The sequence below is a fragment of the Janthinobacterium sp. PLB04 genome, from assembly GCF_021165895.1.
Lineage (GTDB): Bacteria > Pseudomonadota > Gammaproteobacteria > Burkholderiales > Burkholderiaceae_D > Janthinobacterium > Janthinobacterium lividum.
The window spans coordinates 1,151,321-1,168,727 of sequence record NZ_CP088968.1 but is presented as its reverse complement, the minus strand read 5'-3'; the positions used below and the strand labels follow the sequence as shown (position 1 = coordinate 1,168,727).

Sequence of the window (17,407 nt, the reverse complement as noted above, 5' to 3'; positions counted from 1 at the left end):
TGGCTCCTTGGCTAGACTGTTTTTAAGCCTGGAGCCAGCTAAGGAGGTTCGGCTGCGCGCACGCGGAAAAGCGGGGTGCGTTCATCCTAAAGCTTCCCTTCGCTGGCATTATCCAGATCAGGTTCGGAGGGTATTTCTCACCCGCGCTTGCACCGTGTTTCCACAGCGAAAGGCAGGACCCCTAGCGTTTGCCGCCTTGCGGCAGCGAGCCAATTATACGCGGTTCACGCCGCGTGGCCAGATGATTTCTTGCAGGTGTCGTCTTTGCGCATCTGCTGCATTGCAACAGGCGCCATCGCGCTTATTTCTTCTTGCCCCAGCCCCAGCTGGTCGGTTCGCCCTTCAGCTGGCAGATGAAAATGAGCACGGCAACGATGGCCACTTCATAGACGATATAGCCGACCAGCATGGTTTGCGGCGGAAACAGGAAGGCGCCGCAGGCGAACAGCGCCAGCGCGGCCAGGAACACCAGCCAGCCTTGCCAGGTGATGGGCAAGCCCCAGCCCCAGCCATAGGTCTTGGCGGGGAACCAATAGGAGGGAGATTTGTCAGCCATGATGCTTTCCTTGTGGATGTGGATGGCACCAAGTATAAATCAGGCGATGCGCAAGCGCTCCGTGACATCGAGGCCGATGCCGCGGTAGCCGATGAAGCGGCTGCCATTGTCGAACATCGGCTCGCCGCTCACTTGCAGGTACTGCGTGCTGCCGTCGAGGTTGGCGCGGCTGTAGATGAAATCAAGGAACGGTTCGCGTGCGGCAATTTTTGCGTCGAGCAGCGCGCGTTCGGTGGCGTTCCAGCGCTGTGGCTCTTCCTCGCTGCCAATGCCCAGCATTTCGGCCACGGGGCCGGAAAAGCGCGTCAGATTGCCTTGCGCATCCTGTTCCCAGTACCAGTCGGACGACAGTTCCGTGAAGCGCTGGAAGCGCGCTTCGCTTTCGCGCAGCTCCGCCGTGCGCGCTTCCACCATCTGTTCCAGCGACTTGTTGTATTCGGCCAGCTTCTGGTACAGCAAGCGCACTTCCAGCATGTTGTGGATGCGCGTTTTCACCTCCACCAGGTCGAAGGGCTTGCTGACGAAATCCTTGGCGCCCGCTTGCAGCGCGCGCAGCTTGTGGCCGGGCTGGGCCGTGATCACCAGCACGGGCAGATAGCTGCCCGCCTCGATATCACGCAAGCCTTCCATCACCTCGAAGCCATCCATTTCCGGCATCTGCAAGTCGAGCAGGATCAGGTCGTAACGGTGCTGCTGGTGCAGCGCATGCACGGCTTGCGGATCCATGGTGGAGGTGATGCGCGTATAGCCGGCATTGCGCAGCACCTGTTCCAGCAGCATGACGTTGGCCTCCTGGTCATCAACGATGAGGATGCTGGCGTTCAGGATCTCGGTGGCTTGAAGCATGGCGGTATTCCTAAAATTAAGTGCTGAATTAGCGTACTGCGTGAGTGTCGTCGGCCAGGCCGTGCGCGGCCGCATGGTGCAGGGCCACGTCGAGCGCATCCATGAATTCGACGACCTTGATCGGCTTGGTCAAATAGCGGAAGAAACCCGCTTCCAGGCCTTTCTCGATGTCGCGCGGCACGGCGTTGGCCGACAGGGCCATCACGGGAATGTGGCTGGTGAGCGGGTCGTCGTGCAGGATATGCAGTGCGCCGAAGCCGCTGATGCCGGGCAGGTTGATATCCATCAAGATCACGTCCGGCTGATACGTGCGCGCCAGGTCGATGCCCAGGTGCGCATCGATGGCTGTGAGCAACTTCAAATCGCTGCGGCGGGCGATCAGTTGCTCCACCAGCGCCAGGTTGGCGGGATTGTCTTCCACGTACAGCAAGGTGCGCTGGCTTTCCTGCGGCACCTGCACCTGCGGCAGCGCGTCGCCGTCGCCCAGCACCAATGCCGGCGCGCTGCTCGAAGCGAGCTCGAACCAGAACGTGGTGCCCACGCCCACCGTGCTGTCGACGCCGATGGTGCCGCCCATCAATTCGATCAATTGCTTGGTGACGACGAGACCGATGCCCGTGCCCTCTTCCGTGCTGTTTTCCTGTCCCAGGCGGTTGAAGGGCTGGAACAACTGTGCCACCTGGCCCGCATCGAGGCCGACGCCACTGTCGCGCACGCTGACCCGCACCTTGGCGCCGCGCTGGCTGCAATCGACGGTAACGGTGCCGCCGCCCTGGTTGTACTTGATGGCGTTCGACAGCAGGTTGACCATCACCTGTTTCACGCGCGTGCGGTCCGCATGCACATAGAATGCCTGGCCGCAGCGGGGGAAGTGCATGCGGATGCCGCGCTTTTCCGCCTGCGGCGCGATCATCGCCTGGCAATCCTGCAGTACGTCGAGCAGGGACATGGCTTCCTGCGACAAGGTGACCTTGCCCGATTCGATCATGGCCAGGTCGAGGATCTCGTTAATCAGGCGTAACAGATACCAGCCGCCCTTGAGGATTTGTTCGATCGAGCGCTGCTGCGGCGGGCTCGGTGGCGGCACGTCGGACGCCATCAGCTGGGCAAAGCCCAGCACGGCATTCAGGGGCGTGCGCAATTCGTGGCTCATGCTCGACAGGAATTCGGACTTGGCGCGGTTGGCCTTTTCCGCCACCAGGCGCGCCTTCTTCAACTCCGCATTGTTGGTCTCTACCAGCGAGCGCGTATACGCCTGCTGTTCGCGCAGGCGCTGGTCCAGCAGCGCCTGTTCCGCCTCGACCTGCTTGCGTGCCGTATTGTCCGTGCCGATCAGCAAGTAACCGATGACCTTGTTCTGCACGTCGCGCAAGGCCGTCACGGAGACGATGGCCGGGAAACGGCTGCCATCCTTGCGGATGTAGGTCAGTTCATAAATGTCTTCGATGCCGCGTGTGGCCTTGAACACGAGCGCTTCCACGCCGGGCGTGATGACCCTGTCGAGTTCGGCACTGAGGGCGGCCGCGCGCGCGACGATTTCTTGCGCATCGGAAATACCGGCCGGCGTCAGCTTGTCCACCACGTCGCTCGCTTCATAGCCCAGCATGCGTTCGGCGCCCACGTTGAAGATCTGGATCACGCCCTGCGCATCGGTGGCGATGCACGAGAAATTGGCGCTGTTGAAAATCGCATCCTGCAAGGCGCCCGCCTTGAGCAGCTGGCGCGGCAGGCTGGCCGCCAAGGTGCGCCGGTACAGCGCGACAAGCAGCATCAGCAGCAAGAAGACCAGCGCGTCGATGACGCATGCCGTCTCGAACGGCGCGCGCCAGGCCAGCAGGCCGATGGCCAGCAGGCCGATGGCCAGCAGCACGATGGCGCTGAACGAAAACGCCAGCGCCATGGGCCAGCGCGACGGTGCGCGCGGGGGAATGTTTTCAACAGATTGCATGGGGTAGCCTGAGCTGTAACAACGATAAAAAAAAGATGCGGTGTTCAGTGCGCCTGGCGCTGGCGCACATCCGACAACAGGCGCGTGAATTCCTTTTTGACCACGCCATAGCATTCGCACACGTGGCCTTCGAGGCCGGCACGGTCCAGCACGGAGATATGGCCGCGCCGGTAGCTGATGAAGCCGCGCGCCTGCAGGCGCCCGGCCGCCTCCGTCACGCCTTCGCGGCGTACGCCCAGCATGTTGGCAATCAACTCCTGCGTCATCGTCAGCTCGCGGTTCGGCAGGCGGTCCATGGTCAGCAGCAGCCAGCGGCACAGCTGCTGCTCCACCGTATGGTGGCGGTTGCAGACGGCCGTTTGCGACATTTGCGTGATCAGCGCTTGCGTATAGCGCAGCAGCAAGCGCATGACGGGACCGGCGCGGTCGAACTCTTCCATCAGCAAATGCGCCTTCAGCCGGTAGCCGACACCGCCCGTCTGCACGACGGCGCGGCTCGGCGTCGAATTGCCGCCCATGAACAGCGACACGCCCACGACGCCTTCATTGCCGACGCCGGCAATTTCCGACGAGCCGCCGTTTTCCAGCAGGTAGTGAATGGAAACGATGGCCGTGGTGGGGAAATACACATGCTGCAGCTTGTCGCCCGAATCGTAGATCACGTCACCGAGCAACATGGATACTTGCTCCAGGTGGGGGGCCAGGCGCGCGAAATCGGCGTCGAGCATGGCGGCGAGCAAATGGTTTTGATTCGGGTTGTGTAGCTGGGCATGCGAACTCGACATGGGCAGGTTTCCTGGTTTCCAGTCGTCAGCTAGGGGGTAGAGGTAAGACGTCCGAACGAGGGGCGCCATATGCGGCAGCGTAACACAGCACTGGCACAGTGACCCGACTATATTTCTTGTCGGCATTACCGTCCGTTCGGTAGCGAACGGACGACATTTCGCCGCCCGCCCTACAGTCAGTCACTGCCCGGCCTGCCTGATCATGGATCGGCACCGGCGCTGCCACGGGACCGCCATGCAATCATTCTTCAAACGCATCTCCATTTCCGTCTCCACCTCGGCCCTGATCACCCTGGCAGTCGGGCTGTGCCTGACGGCCCTATGCTATGTCTCGGCGCGCCAGATCGAGTCGGAAAGCACCCGGCTGCTGCTGCAGTACCACGCCAGCGGGCACACCTTGGGCGCCGCCCTGCTGCCGGCCAACGGCATGAGCCTGGATGCGAACCATCGCGGCTCGCTGTATGTGCTGCTCGGTGGTGTGCTGTCGAGCCTGCTGGCGGCCGCGTATGTGTATCAGCTGGTCTCGCGCAATTCCGTGATTGCCCGCATCACGGGCGAGCGCACGGCGGCGCTGCAGTTTGCCAATTTGCGCCTGTCCGAAGACATCGCCGCGCGCATGCACAATGAAAAGTCGCTGCGGCTGCGCGAACGCATCATCGAAGTGTCGGCCAATGCCATCATCCTGTGCAGCGCCGATGCACCGGGCTACCTGATCGAATACGTCAACCCCGCCTTCGAGCGCATCACCGGCTATGCGGCCGGCGAAGTCATCGGCCAGCGCCTGGAAGACTTGCAGGGTCCCGAGCAGGGGCGGCAAGACATGCACGCCATTACGGCGGCGCTGCGCGAACAGCGCGAAGGCAAGGCCATCGTGCGCAATTTCCGCAAGGATGGCAGCAGCTACTGGAGCGAGCTGTTCGTCGCGCCCGTGCGCGACGATGGCGATGGCGCGCTCAGCCACTTTGTCGTGGCGCAATACGACATCAGCACCGTCATGCGTTTCGAACAGGAAATGGAATTCCAGGCCAGGCACGATATCCTGACGGGCCTGGCCAACCGGGCACTGCTGCGCGAACGGCTGGAGCAGGCGATGGCCGTGACGCGGCGCAGCGGCCTTCCCCTGTGGGTGGTTTTCATCGACCTCGACCGCTTTAAATTCGTCAACGATACCCTGGGCCATGATGCCGGCGACCTGGTGCTGAAAAGCGTGGCCGAGCGCCTGCGCGACGCCACGCGCGAAGTCGACACGGTGGCACGCCTGGGCGGCGACGAATTCGTGCTGCTGCTGCCCCAGCATGGCAATGGCGAACCGGGCGCGGCCATTCTGCAGCGCATCCAGGACGCCGTGGCGCAGCCGCTGCAACTGGGCGAATATGAATTTTTTCTCAGCTGCTGCATGGGCGTGGCCGTGTATCCCGATGATGGACAGAATGCCGACACCCTGATCAAGCACGCCGACATCGCCATGTACCGCGCCAAGGAACAGGGACGGGGCAACTGGCAATTCTATGCCTCGGGCATGAATGCGGGCACCCTGGAGCGCCTGGGGCTGGAGAGCGAGTTGCGCCACGCCCTGGAACGCGGGCAATTCCACCTCGAATATCAGCCCCAGCTGGACCTGGCCAGCGGCGCCGTGGTGGGCATGGAAGCGCTGCTGCGCTGGCAACATCCGCAACTGGGGCGTATTCCACCTGCCAGCTTCATCGGCCTGGCCGAGGAAATGGGCTTGATCACCCCCATTGGCGACTGGGTGCTGCGCACGGCGTGCGCCCAGACGCGCGCCTGGCAACTGGCCGGCCATGGTCCGCTGCGCCTGGCCGTCAACCTGTCAGCGCGACAATTCAAGCAAAGGAATTTGCTGCACGCGGTGGCGCAGGCACTGGCCGAGACAGGCCTCGATGCGGCCCATCTGGAACTGGAATTGACGGAAAGCATGGTCATGCATAACGTGGAGCAAGCCACGGCCATCATGGCCAACTTGAAGGCGCTGGGCGTGCAATTGTCCATCGACGACTTCGGCACCGGCTATTCCAGCCTGGCCTACCTGCGCCACTTCCCTATCGACGTGCTGAAAATCGACAAAACCTTCGTCAGCGACATCACGCACAGCGACGACGACGCCGCCATCGTGCGCGCCATCATTTCGCTGGCGCACAGCTTGCGCCTGAAAGTCATCGCCGAAGGCGTGGAAACGGAACAGCAGCTGGCCTTCCTGCGCCAGCAAGGCTGCGACCAGATGCAGGGCTATTTGTTCAGCCGCCCCCTGGCCGCCCCCGCCTTCGAAGCGCTGCTGCACGAAGGCAGCATGCTGCCCGCCTAGCGTGACGGTTTAAAACGCGTGGCGCAGGCCGACGTTGAAGGCGCGGTTGCCGCTGCCCACTTCGGTGGCATTGCCCACCATGTAGGCGGCATCGTTGCGGTTACGGATGTGCGCGTAGGCAACATACACCTTGCTGCGCTTGGACAAGGCATACGTGGCGCCGATGGCCAGCTGCTGCGCATCGCGGTTGGCAGCGTCGCGGTCATCCTTGCGCACATACGAGGCCAGCAGGGTAGTCGCGCCGAGCGGCACGGACACGCCGACGATGGCGTCGCGGCTGTCGGTGGACTGGGCCGGCGCCTGCGCCGCGCCGTATGGATTCTCGGCAAAGAACATGCTGCTGCCATCGCCCGTATTGCGGCCATAGCCGGCAAACGCCGTGGCCACGCCGAAGTTGTAGTTACCGGCCAATATCGTGTTGTTCACGTCGGCCTTGCCCGGCTCGCCGGCACGGCTCTGGCGCGCCAGGCGCAAGGTCAATGGACCGTTGACATAGCCGAGGGCCAGGCCCAGCGAACGCTGGTCCGCCGCAATCCCCGTGTGTTCGCCAAAGCCGACCATGACCGTGGCAGTGACGCCGCGCAGCTCGGGCGAGGTGTAGCGCACGGTATTGTCGATGCGCGTGGCCGAATAGCCGGCCAGGTTGGTCGACGCGCCCGCCATGCCGCCCTCGAACGGATCGGCCACGTCGGTCAGCGCCTGGCTCTGCAGGTTGTACTGGCGTCCCACGGTCAGCATGCCCAGCGGACTGTCGATGCCGACAAACGCCTGGCGGCCAAACAACTGGCCGGCCTGGTCCGAGCGCCCCGTGTCGCTCAGGACACCCGCTTCCAGCGTGAACACGGCTTGCAAGCCATTACCCAGGGATTCCGTGCCGCGCAAGCCCAGACGCGAGCCGGCCGACACGCCGCTGGTGAGCTTGCTGACGCCGCCTTCCTGCACCAGGCCCGCATCCATCAAGCCATACACGTTGACGGAGGACTGGGCATGGGCGGCAGGCAAGGCGCCCAGGGTGGCGATGGTCGAAACGAGGCCGACACTGATCGAGAGTTTTTTCATGCTGGTTTCCTTATGCAGGCAAAACCGGGAAAGCGCGCGGCCATGGCATCGCCACAGCGGCCAGGCGCTGTGGAACATGCCGTATCGAAAGACGACGGGCCAGATAACAACATTCCTGGCTAAGCTGTGGCGGCAGCGGCGTGCAATGACGAGCCGCCTTGATTCCGCCGTGAATGGTGCACCGCTGGCGGTGCGCGTGGCTCAGGCGCCCAGCCCGCAGGGGACGCTCTGAAAGTGGCTGGCATCGCAGATGCGCTGGCCGGGTGACGCGGACGAGAGTTGGAGTGAAACTTTGATACAACTGCGCCCGCTGGCACTCTCCGCAAAGATAGGGCAGGAGGCGCCAAGGCCGGCATTATAACATCGGCAGCGCTTTTATCCCCGTTCTGTTGCCCGTCAACGGCCCGCAAAGCCGCCAAAACACTGAAAAAGGCGGCTTGCCACGCTGCAGGCGATGCCGCGTCATCTATAATGGTTCCTTTTGCCAATCACACGCCAAATCATGGAATTAGCCAAGTCTTTCGAGCCCGCCGACATTGAACAATTCTGGCGCACCGAGTGGGAACAGCGCGGTTACTTTACCGCCACCCTCGATGCGGGAAAACCTTCCTTCAGCATCCAGTTGCCGCCGCCGAACGTCACCGGCACCCTGCACATGGGCCATGCGTTCAACCAGACCATCATGGATGGCCTGACCCGCTACCACCGCATGCTGGGCCACAACACGGCCTGGATACCCGGCACCGACCACGCGGGCATCGCCACGCAGATCGTCGTGCAACGCCAGTTGGATGCGCAAAAGATTTCGCGCCATGACCTGGGCCGCGAAAAATTCGTGGAAAAAGTGTGGGAATGGAAAGAAAAATCCGGTTCCATCATCACCGGCCAGATGCGCCGCCTGGGCGCCTCGGCCGACTGGCAGCGCGAATACTTCACGATGGACGAACCGCGCTCGAAAGTCGTCACCGACGTCTTCGTGCGCCTGTTCGAGCAAGGCCTGATCTACCGCGGCAAGCGCCTCGTCAACTGGGACCCCGTGCTGGGCACGGCTGTGTCCGACCTGGAAGTGGTGTCCGAGGAAGAAGACGGCTCCATGTGGTACATCAAGTACCCGCTGGCCGACGGCAGCGGTTTCCTGACGGTGGCCACGACCCGTCCTGAAACCATGCTGGGCGACGTGGCCGTGGCCGTCGATCCGACGGACGAGCGCTACACGGCGCTGGTGGGCAAGATGCTGAAACTGCCGCTGACGGACCGCGAAATCCCCATCATCGCCGACGAATACGTCGACAAGGAATTCGGCACCGGCTGCGTGAAGATCACCCCGGCGCACGACATGAACGATTACGCCGTGGGCCAGCGCCACAAGCTGGCGCAGATCGTCATCCTGACCCTGGACGCGAAGATCACGGACGACGCGCCGGCAGCCTACCGCGGCATGGACCGCTTCGCCGCGCGCAAGCAGATCGTCGCCGACCTCGACGCGCAAGGCTTGCTGGAACAAGTCAAGCCGCACAAGCTGATGGTGCCGCGCGGCGACCGCACGGGTGTCGTCATCGAGCCGATGCTGACGGACCAGTGGTTCGTCGCCATGAGCAAACCGGCCCCGGAAGGCACCTTCTTCCCAGGCAAGTCGATCGCGGAAACGGCGCTGGACAAGGTCGCCAATGGCGAAATCAAGTTCGTGCCGGAAAACTGGAGCACCACCTACAACCAATGGCTCAACAACATCCAGGACTGGTGCATCTCGCGCCAGCTGTGGTGGGGCCATCAAATCCCGGCGTGGTACGACGATGCCGGCAATATCTTCGTTGCCAAGACGGAAGCGGAAGCCATCGCCAAGGCGCAGGCGGCCGGCAGCACGGGCCCCTTGAAACGCGACGACGACGTGCTCGACACGTGGTTCTCGTCGGCGCTCGTACCGTTCTCGACCATGGGTTGGCCGGAAGAAACGCCGGACATGAAAGCCTTCCTGCCATCGTCCGTGCTGGTGACGGGTTTCGACATCATCTTCTTCTGGGTCGCGCGCATGGTCATGATGACGGCGCACTTCACGGGCAAGGTACCGTTTGAAACCGTCTACGTGCACGGCCTCGTGCGCGATTCGACGGGCCAGAAGATGTCCAAGTCGAAGGGCAACACCCTGGACCCGATCGACCTGATCGACGGCATCGACCTGGAAGGCTTGATCGTCAAGCGCACCACCGGATTGATGAACCCGCGCGACGCGGAAAAGATCACCAAGGCAACGCGCAAGGAATTCCCGGAAGGCATTTCCGCCTACGGCACGGACGCCGTGCGCTTCACCATGGCCAGCTATGCATCGCTGGGCCGCAACATCAATTTCGACCTGGGCCGCTGCGAAGGCTACCGCAACTTCTGCAACAAGATGTGGAACGCCACCCGTTTCGTCATGATGAATACGGAAGGCAAGGACTGCACACCGAATGACGCCGACCTGTCGCAAGCGGACAAGTGGATCATCTCGCTGCTGCAAAAAGCGGAACTGGACGTGGCCAAGGGCTTTGAAGACTTCCGTTTCGACAATATCGCCGCCACCATCTACAAATTCGTGTGGGACGAGTATTGCGACTGGTACCTGGAAGTCGCGAAAGTCCAAGTGCAACAGGGCACGGAAGGCCAGCAGCGCGCCACCCGTCACACCCTGCTGCGCGTGCTGGAAGTCGTGCTGCGCCTGGCCCATCCGATCATCCCGTTCGTTACGGAAGCGTTGTGGCAAACGGTGGCGCCTTTGGCCGGCAAGACGCTCAAGCCAGAGGGCGATTCGATCATGATGCAGCCGTATCCGATCGCCAACACCGAGAAGATCGATGAAAGTGCGGAAGCGTGGATGCAGCAGCTGAAAGCCTTGACGGATGCAACGCGCAACCTGCGCGGCGAAATGCAGATCTCGCCTTCCGTGCGCGTGCCGCTGATCGTCGAAGCGGGCAATGCCACGGAAAAAGCCGCGCTGGCGTCGTACGCACCGTACATCCAGTCGCTGGGCAAGCTGGCCGAAGTGCAGATCGTCGATGCGCTGCCGGACTCGCCAGCGGCCGTCGCCATCGTCGGCACCACCAAGCTGATGCTGAAAGTGGAAATCGACGTGGCTGCCGAACGCGAGCGCCTGGGCAAGGAAATCGCCCGCATCGAAGCGGAAATTGCCAAGGTCAACAGCAAGTTGGGCAATGAAAGCTTTGTTGCGCGCGCCCCTGCCGCCATCGTTGCGCAAGAAAACGAGCGTTTGCTCAGTTTTTCGGCGACAATTGAAAAACTGCGCGAACAGTTTGCTAAACTAGCCAGCGCATAAGGCAAGTTTGGAAGGATTGCGCGGCGTCATCTCCTGACGCCGCGCAGCACTGCTGGTCTTGCCTTGGTATCTATACTGTTTCGTAACAGATCAAAAAAACCACAGGAGACTAGCGATGCATAAACTATTCAAAGCAAGCGTACTGGTGGCCGCCCTGGCCATCGCCGGCAGCGCCACCGCGCGCGACGGCAACTACACCCCCGTCGGCACGTGGAAAACCATCGATGACGCCAGCGGCAAGCCGAAATCCCTCGTTGTCATCACGGAAAACAATGGTGTCTTGCAAGGCAAGATCGAAAAGCTGTTCCGTGGCCCGAATGAAGATCAAAATCCCAAGTGCGACAAGTGCACGGGCGCCAACAAGGACCAGCCCATCATCGGCCTGGTGATCCTGTCCGGCCTGAAATATGACGGCAAGGAATGGACGGGCGGCGAAATCACGGACCCGGCCAGCGGCAAGGTCTACAAGAGCAAGGCAGAACTGACGGAAGGCGGCACCAAGCTGCAAGTGCGCGGCTATGTCGGCGTGCCGATGTTTGGGCGCTCGCAAACGTGGGTGCGCGAAGAGTAAGCAACCGCCCCGCCCTGTCGAAGCCGGCCCTGCGCCGGCTTTTTTGTGCCTGCTTTCCGCACACGGCCGTTGTTTTTCAGGCCGAATCGTTCCCTTTTGAACCCATTCCCCGTCAAAGACAAGCTAAGCGCGCCAGCGCACATACCTTCAGTTTCCTAAATGAAATAGTGCATGCCTGTGACGCCATCGCCCTGTAGCGAAAGGCGGCATGGCTCTGCCGGATGACCTCATCCGCGGATGCCCGGCAGTGACTGCCATGCACAAAGGAATTATATGAATCTCTTCAAGCGATATCTGAACCCGCTGCTCGTCTCGGCAGGTCTGCTGGCCATGGCCGCCCTGGCCGGCTGTGGCGGCGGCGACCAGGGACGCGATCCCATCCTCGGCTTGCCGGCTGCCACCTTGTCCAGCCTGGCCGTCACGCCAGCCACGGCCACGGTCGCCATCGGCGCGGGCCAGCAATTCACGGCCATCGCCACGTATAGCGACGGCTCTTCGCAAGACGTCAGCGCCAAGTCGGCCTGGACGTCGGCCACGCCAGCCAGTGCGACAGTCAATGGCGCCACAGGCTTGAGCACCGGCATCGCTGCAGGCGGCAGCAGCATCAGCGCCGCGTTCGGCGGCAAGAGCGCGGCGGCCCAGCTGACCGTCTCGCCGGCCACCTTGACGGCGATCGCCATCACGCCGCTCGCGCCATCCATCGCCATCGCCGCAACACAGCAATTCACGGTGAGCGGCAGCTTCAGCGACGGCGCCACGCGCGACGTCACGGCTGTGTCGACCTTTGCTTCGGCCAGCCCTACCACGGCCAGCATCGCCGCTGGCGGCTTGGCGCTGGGTAAGGTTGCCGGCACGACACAGATCACGGCCACCACGGGCACCTTGACAGCCAGCACCGTGCTGACCGTCACGCCAGCGACCCTGCTGGCTATCGCCGTCACGCCGCAAAACCCCGTCATCCCGGCCGCCGCGACGCGCCAGCTGGCCGTCCTTGCCACGTATTCGGATGGCAGCAGCGTGGACGTCACGACCGGCAGCACCTTCGTTTCAGTCACGCCCGCCTCGGCCACCGTCGCCAGCGGCGGCCTCGTCACCGGCGTTGCCTTTGGTACCAGCGTCATGAATGCCAGCTTCAACGGCAAGACGGCCAGCACCACCGTGACCGTACCTGCCCTCACCCTGGTCAGCATCGCCGTTACGCCAGCCACGGCCAGCATCGCTGTTGGTGCCCAACAGCAATTCATTGCCACCGCAACGTATTCGGACAGCTCGAACGCCATCGTCACCAACAGCGCCGCCTGGACGTCGGGCACCGTTGCCAACGCCAGCGTACTGAACACGGGCGTCGCCACCGGCATCGCCGCCGGCACCAGCAGCATCACGGCCACAGCCGGCGGCCAGTCGGGCAGCGCATTGCTGACGGTCACGGCCGTCGCCATCCCGCCCGTCCTCAATCCGATCGTCCTGGGCCGCGCGGCGCCGTTCGGCGTACTGGCCGGCACCTCGATCACGAACAACTCGGGCGGCACCACCCTGATCACGGGCGACGTCGGCGCGCCTTCGCAGACCACCGATCCGACTCAGGCGGCCGGCTTTACCAACTACAAGTCGGGCGCCATCCTGGCCGGCGCCATGACGGATTTGCAAGCGGCGATCACGGACGGCAATAGCCGGACTTGCGACGTCACCTTTGCCGGCGGCATCGACCTCGGTGGCCAGACCTTCGGCCCCGGCGTGTATTGCTATGCCGGTGCCATCAGCATTACCGGTACGCTGACACTGAACGGTCCCGGCGTGTACATCTTCCGCACGGCGCTGACCCTGGACTCGACCGTCAATTCGGTAGTTGCCCTGAATAACGGCGCCACGGCCGACAACGTCAGCTGGCTGCCCGTCGGCCCCACCACCCTGGCCGCGAACAGCGTCTTCAAGGGCAATATCCTGGGCCAGTCGGCCGCCATCACGGTGGGCGACAACACGACCCTGCTCAATGGCCGCGTGCTGACGGCTGCCGCCGTTACCCTGCGCAACAACCAGATCACCAAATAATCGGGACATGACGATGACTATCGCACACACACTGGGCGCCCTGAGCGTCATGGCCGGCGCCTTGCTGGCGGCGCAATCGGCGCAGGCGCAGGACAACACTTTCATCAACCCGGACTGGGCCAACAGCGCCTGGTACATCGGCGCGGGCGTGGGCCAGTCGCGCGCCACCATCGACGAGCCGCGCCTGCGCGCCAGCCTGGCCGCCAACGGCGAAACCGTCACCGGCTTCAGCAAGGACCAGCGCGACACCGGCTATAAGCTGTTTGTCGGCCGCCAACTGAACCAGTATGTCGCCGTGGAAGCGGGCTACTTTGACCTGGGCAAGTTCGATTTCAAGTCGACCACCAGCGGCAACGGCGTGCTCAACGGACAAGCGGCGTTTCGCGGCGTGAACCTGGACCTGCTGGGCCAGCTGCCGCTGTCGCAGCGCCTGTCGTTGCTGGGCCGTGTCGGCATGCACTACACCAAGACCAACACGGAGTTCAGCGGTAACCGCCTGCTCGGTTCGACCAATACCCATGCCAGCGAGCGCAAGCTCAACGCCAAGCTGGGCTTCGGCCTCGAATACAAGTTCAGCGAAGCGCTGGCCCTGCGCGGCGAAGTCGAGCGTTATCGCTTGAACGATGCCGTCGGCAACCGCGGCGATGCGGACCTGTATTCCGTCAGCCTCGTGTATAAACTGGGCCGCCCGGCCAGCGCCACGCCCGCCTACCAGCCGGCGCCCGAAGTCGCCCCTGTCGTCGCCATGCCGGCACCTGTCATCGTGGCCGCACCGGCGCCTGTCCCCGTAGCGGAAAAAGTGTCGTTTGCCTCCGAAGCGCTGTTTGATTTCGATCAATCGACACTCAAGCCGCAAGGCAAGGCGGCGCTGGACCAGCTGCTCGGTCAATTGACGGGCATGGACCTGGAGGTCATCGTCACGGTCGGCCATACGGATGCCGTCGGTTCCGACGCCTACAACCAGAAACTGTCGCAGCGCCGCGCCGAAGCCGTCAAGGCCTATCTGGTGGCGCAAGGCGTGGAAACGAGCCGCGTCTACACGGAAGGCAAGGGAGAAACGCAACCGGTGGCCGACAACACGAGTGCCGCCGGCCGCGCCAAGAACCGCCGCGTGACGGTGGAAGTGGTAGGCACGCGCAAAGTTGCACGCTAAGTTGCATGCACATAAAAAAACCGGCTGACGCCGGTTTTTTTTCGTCCAGAGATTATTGCGCTGGCGCAGGCTTGCGGTGGTGCTTGCTCAAATGCCGGTCCAGGCTATTGGCAAACTGTTGCCGGTCGGACTGGCTGAAGGCGGCCGGACCGCCCGTGTCGACGCCGCCGCTGCGCAATTCTTCCATGAAAGCGCGCATCGTCAGTTGCTGGGCGATATTATCCTTCGTGTAAAACTCGCCGCGCGGATTGAGCGCAAAACCGCCCTTGCTCAGCACGTCGGCAGCCAGCGGGATGTCGCCCGTGATGACGAGGTCGCCGGGATTCAACAGGCGCACGATTTCCTGGTCGGCCACGTCCGCGCCGGACGGCACTTGCACGGTGCGGATAAAACGCGAGGGCGGCACGCGCAAGCCCTGGTTGGCGACCAGGGTGAGCGGCAATTCCAGGCGGTCGGCCACGCGATACAAAATTTCCTTGATGACGACGGGACACGCATCGGCGTCGATCCATATCTGCATGCCAGGCGTGGTCTGCCGGCTGCCTTCCGCCATCACAGTTCCCACGCTTCGCCGCCCGGGCCCATGCGCGGGGCGCTGACGCCAAAGTGCAGGTAGGCGGCCGGCGTGGCGACGCGGCCACGGGGCGTGCGCTGCAGGAAACCTTGCTGTATCAGATACGGTTCCAGCACATCTTCGATGGTATCGGCCGCTTCGCCGATGGCCGCAGCCAGATTCCCGATGCCGACGGGGCCGCCGCCGAACTTGAACAGCACGGCTTCGAGCAGCTTGCGGTCCATCACGTCGAAACCGGCGGAATCGACATCGAGCATGGCCAGCGCGCGGTCGGCCACCACCTTGGTGATCTCGCCATTGCTTTTGACTTCCGCGAAATCGCGCACGCGGCGCAGCAGGCGGTTGGCGATGCGGGGCGTGCCGCGCGCACGCTGGGCGATCTCGTGCGCGCCTTCCGGGTCGATCGGCGCTTTCAGCAAGGCCGCACTGCGCGTAACGATCTTCGTCAATTCGCCCGTGTTATAAAACTCCAGGCGCGCGACGATGCCGAAGCGGTCGCGCAGCGGATTGGTCAGCATGCCGGCGCGCGTGGTGGCGCCCACCAATGTAAACGGTTGCAGATCGAGCTTTACGGAACGGGCGGCCGGGCCTTCGCCGATCATGATATCGATCTGATAATCCTCAAGCGCCGGATACAAAATCTCTTCCACGACGGGCGACAGCCGGTGGATTTCATCGATGAACAGGACGTCGTTCGCTTCCAGGTTGGTCAGGATCGCGGCCAGGTCGCCCGGGCGCTCCAGCACGGGGCCGGAGGTCTGGCGCAGATTGACGCCCATTTCGCGCGCGATAATGTGCGCCAGGGTCGTCTTGCCCAGGCCCGGCGGGCCGAACAACAAAGTGTGGTCGAGCGCTTCCTTGCGCTGGCGCGCAGCCGTGATGAAAATCTCGAGCTGGTCGCGGATCTTTTCCTGTCCCACATACTCGTCGAGCTGCTTGGGGCGCAAGGCCCGTTCGATCGCCTCTTCGTTGTGCGAAATGGGCGCCGCATCGATGATGCGCTGTTCCGTGAAGCTGTCGGTCTGGATGCTCATGCGTTATCAGCCTTTCGACAGCGCTTTCAGCGCCAGTTTGATGCCTTCCGACACGCCGCTGCCAGCCGGCACGTTTTTCACAGCGGCCAGCGCTTCCTTGTCCGAATAGCCGAGCGCAACCAGGGCATTCAAAATGTCCGATTGCGCATCCGGCGCCGCATGCGCGCCGCCGGCGCCGATATCGGCACCCAGCTTGCCCTTCAATTCCAGCAACAGGCGCTCGGCCGTTTTCTTGCCGATGCCCGGCACTTTCACGAGGCGGCCGGAATCCTGCAGGGTGATGGCTTGCGCCAGGTCGGCTATCGTCATGCCCGAAAGGATCGACAAGGCCATGCGCGCGCCCACGCCCGTGATCTTGATCAACTGGCGGAACACGGCCCGCTCGGCCGCATTGCCGAAGCCAAACAACAGGTGCGCATCTTCGCGGATGGCCTGGTGCGTGAACAGCACGACTTTTTCGCCCACGTGGGGCAGGTTGTAAAAGGTGCTCATCGGCACGTCGACTTCATAGCCGACGCCCTGGCAATCGACCAGCAATTGTGGTGGATTCTTTTCAAGCAAAATACCGGAGAGACGGCCTATCATCGCGTGTTCCTAATGTTGTGTATATATATGAGGGCCATGCAGCTATCCCACTAAACGGCCGCGCTTCATGCGCAGCCCCTGCAGCTGGGGCGCCAGCGCGCCGAGCATGGCCAGCGCATCGATGCTGTTGGCGTGGCAAATGGCCACGCCCAGGGCATCGGCCGCATCCGTGCCGGGCAAGCCGGGCAAGGACAGCAGCCGCGACACCATTTCCTGCACCTGCTCCTTGGCCGCCTTGCCGTGGCCCGTGACAGCCTGTTTCACTTGCAGCGCCGTGTACTCGGCCACCGACAGGTCGGCATGGACGAGCGCGCAAATGGCCGCGCCGCGCGCCTGGCCCAGCAGCAAGGTCGATTGGGGATTGACGTTGACAAACACTTTCTCGATGGCCGCGCAATCGGGCTGGTAGGTGCCGACGATTTCGCTCACGCCCTGCAGGATGACCTTCAGGCGCGGCGGCAATTCCCCTTCGGAACCTGTCTTGACGGTACCCGACGCGATATAGCGCAGCTTGTTGCCGTGTTTTTCAATGACCCCAAAGCCGGTCGTGCGCAGGCCAGGATCGATGCCAAGAATAATCATCGCCAGATTCTATAATGAATACGGCAGGCACCGGT

Annotated in this window: 14 protein-coding genes and 1 riboswitch; of the genes, 5 read left to right on the top strand and 9 right to left on the bottom strand. The window is 62.9% G+C overall.

The genetic code is table 11. The annotated features are described in order from the left end of the window. Positions 1 to 77: 77 nt before the first annotated feature. Positions 78 to 193: riboswitch (TPP riboswitch) on the bottom strand. A 108-nt stretch (positions 194 to 301) separates the two neighbouring features. From LSO07_RS05125 to LSO07_RS05110, 4 genes are read right to left on the bottom strand one after another with little or no spacing between them, the layout of a single operon-like run. Then, positions 302 to 556: a hypothetical protein gene (locus LSO07_RS05125; protein WP_151092651.1), complete on the bottom strand. Its 255-nt coding sequence runs from the start codon at positions 554 to 556 to the stop codon at positions 302 to 304. Positions 557 to 595: 39 nt separating this feature from the next. Next, positions 596 to 1,402, bottom strand: a complete 807-nt coding sequence (locus tag LSO07_RS05120; RefSeq protein ID WP_034784792.1) for a response regulator — start codon at positions 1,400 to 1,402, stop codon at positions 596 to 598. 28 nt (positions 1,403 to 1,430) lie between these two features. Continuing rightward, on the bottom strand, positions 1,431 to 3,350 hold the full coding sequence (locus LSO07_RS05115; protein WP_151092649.1) for a PAS domain-containing hybrid sensor histidine kinase/response regulator: 1,920 nt from the start codon (positions 3,348 to 3,350) through the stop codon (positions 1,431 to 1,433). 44 nt (positions 3,351 to 3,394) lie between these two features. Further along, a complete protein-coding gene (locus tag LSO07_RS05110; RefSeq protein WP_151092647.1) occupies positions 3,395 to 4,135 on the bottom strand; it encodes a Crp/Fnr family transcriptional regulator in 741 nt (246 codons plus the stop codon). Between the two features lie 235 nt (positions 4,136 to 4,370). Here LSO07_RS05110 and LSO07_RS05105 point away from each other — a divergent pair, with 235 nt between their 5' ends. Next, positions 4,371 to 6,455: a putative bifunctional diguanylate cyclase/phosphodiesterase gene (locus LSO07_RS05105; RefSeq protein ID WP_225317183.1), complete on the top strand. Its 2,085-nt coding sequence runs from the start codon at positions 4,371 to 4,373 to the stop codon at positions 6,453 to 6,455. Positions 6,456 to 6,464: 9 nt separating this feature from the next. On the opposite strand, the gene LSO07_RS05100 is transcribed toward LSO07_RS05105, so the two are convergent. After that, positions 6,465 to 7,514, bottom strand: coding sequence for a porin (locus LSO07_RS05100; RefSeq protein WP_099395679.1), 1,050 nt, complete (start codon positions 7,512 to 7,514; stop codon positions 6,465 to 6,467). Positions 7,515 to 8,016: 502 nt separating this feature from the next. On the opposite strand from LSO07_RS05100, the gene LSO07_RS05095 reads away from it, so the two are divergent. The 4 genes from LSO07_RS05095 to LSO07_RS05080 all read left to right on the top strand — a co-directional run bounded on the left by LSO07_RS05095 (position 8,017) and on the right by LSO07_RS05080 (position 14,597). After that, entirely contained in the window at positions 8,017 to 10,824 is a 2,808-nt protein-coding gene (locus tag LSO07_RS05095) for a valine--tRNA ligase (RefSeq protein ID WP_151092643.1), read from the top strand. Between the two features lie 115 nt (positions 10,825 to 10,939). Beyond that, positions 10,940 to 11,395, top strand: a complete 456-nt coding sequence (locus LSO07_RS05090) for a DUF2147 domain-containing protein (RefSeq protein ID WP_034784781.1) — start codon at positions 10,940 to 10,942, stop codon at positions 11,393 to 11,395. Between the two features lie 273 nt (positions 11,396 to 11,668). Continuing rightward, positions 11,669 to 13,444: an ice-binding family protein gene (locus LSO07_RS05085; RefSeq protein ID WP_225317182.1), complete on the top strand. Its 1,776-nt coding sequence runs from the start codon at positions 11,669 to 11,671 to the stop codon at positions 13,442 to 13,444. Positions 13,445 to 13,457: 13 nt separating this feature from the next. Beyond that, positions 13,458 to 14,597: an OmpA family protein gene (locus LSO07_RS05080; protein ID WP_151092639.1), complete on the top strand. Its 1,140-nt coding sequence runs from the start codon at positions 13,458 to 13,460 to the stop codon at positions 14,595 to 14,597. Positions 14,598 to 14,649: 52 nt separating this feature from the next. On the opposite strand, the gene LSO07_RS05075 is transcribed toward LSO07_RS05080, so the two are convergent. Genes LSO07_RS05075 through ruvC form a run of 4 tightly spaced genes read right to left on the bottom strand, consistent with a single transcriptional unit; the run spans position 14,650 to position 17,372 of the window. Beyond that, a complete protein-coding gene (locus tag LSO07_RS05075) occupies positions 14,650 to 15,117 on the bottom strand; it encodes a YaiI/YqxD family protein (RefSeq protein WP_034785335.1) in 468 nt (155 codons plus the stop codon). 32 nt (positions 15,118 to 15,149) lie between these two features. Next, positions 15,150 to 16,205, bottom strand: coding sequence for a Holliday junction branch migration DNA helicase RuvB (ruvB, locus tag LSO07_RS05070; RefSeq protein ID WP_034749202.1), 1,056 nt, complete (start codon positions 16,203 to 16,205; stop codon positions 15,150 to 15,152). A 6-nt stretch (positions 16,206 to 16,211) separates the two neighbouring features. After that, positions 16,212 to 16,790 (bottom strand): Holliday junction branch migration protein RuvA, encoded by a 579-nt coding sequence (gene ruvA, locus LSO07_RS05065; RefSeq protein ID WP_151092637.1) that lies wholly within the window; start codon positions 16,788 to 16,790, stop codon positions 16,212 to 16,214. Positions 16,791 to 16,832: 42 nt separating this feature from the next. Next, the gene (gene ruvC, locus LSO07_RS05060; protein WP_099390050.1) at positions 16,833 to 17,372 is read right to left on the bottom strand and encodes a crossover junction endodeoxyribonuclease RuvC; all 540 of its coding nucleotides are present in this window, start codon (positions 17,370 to 17,372) and stop codon (positions 16,833 to 16,835) included. Positions 17,373 to 17,407: the final 35 nt, after the last annotated feature.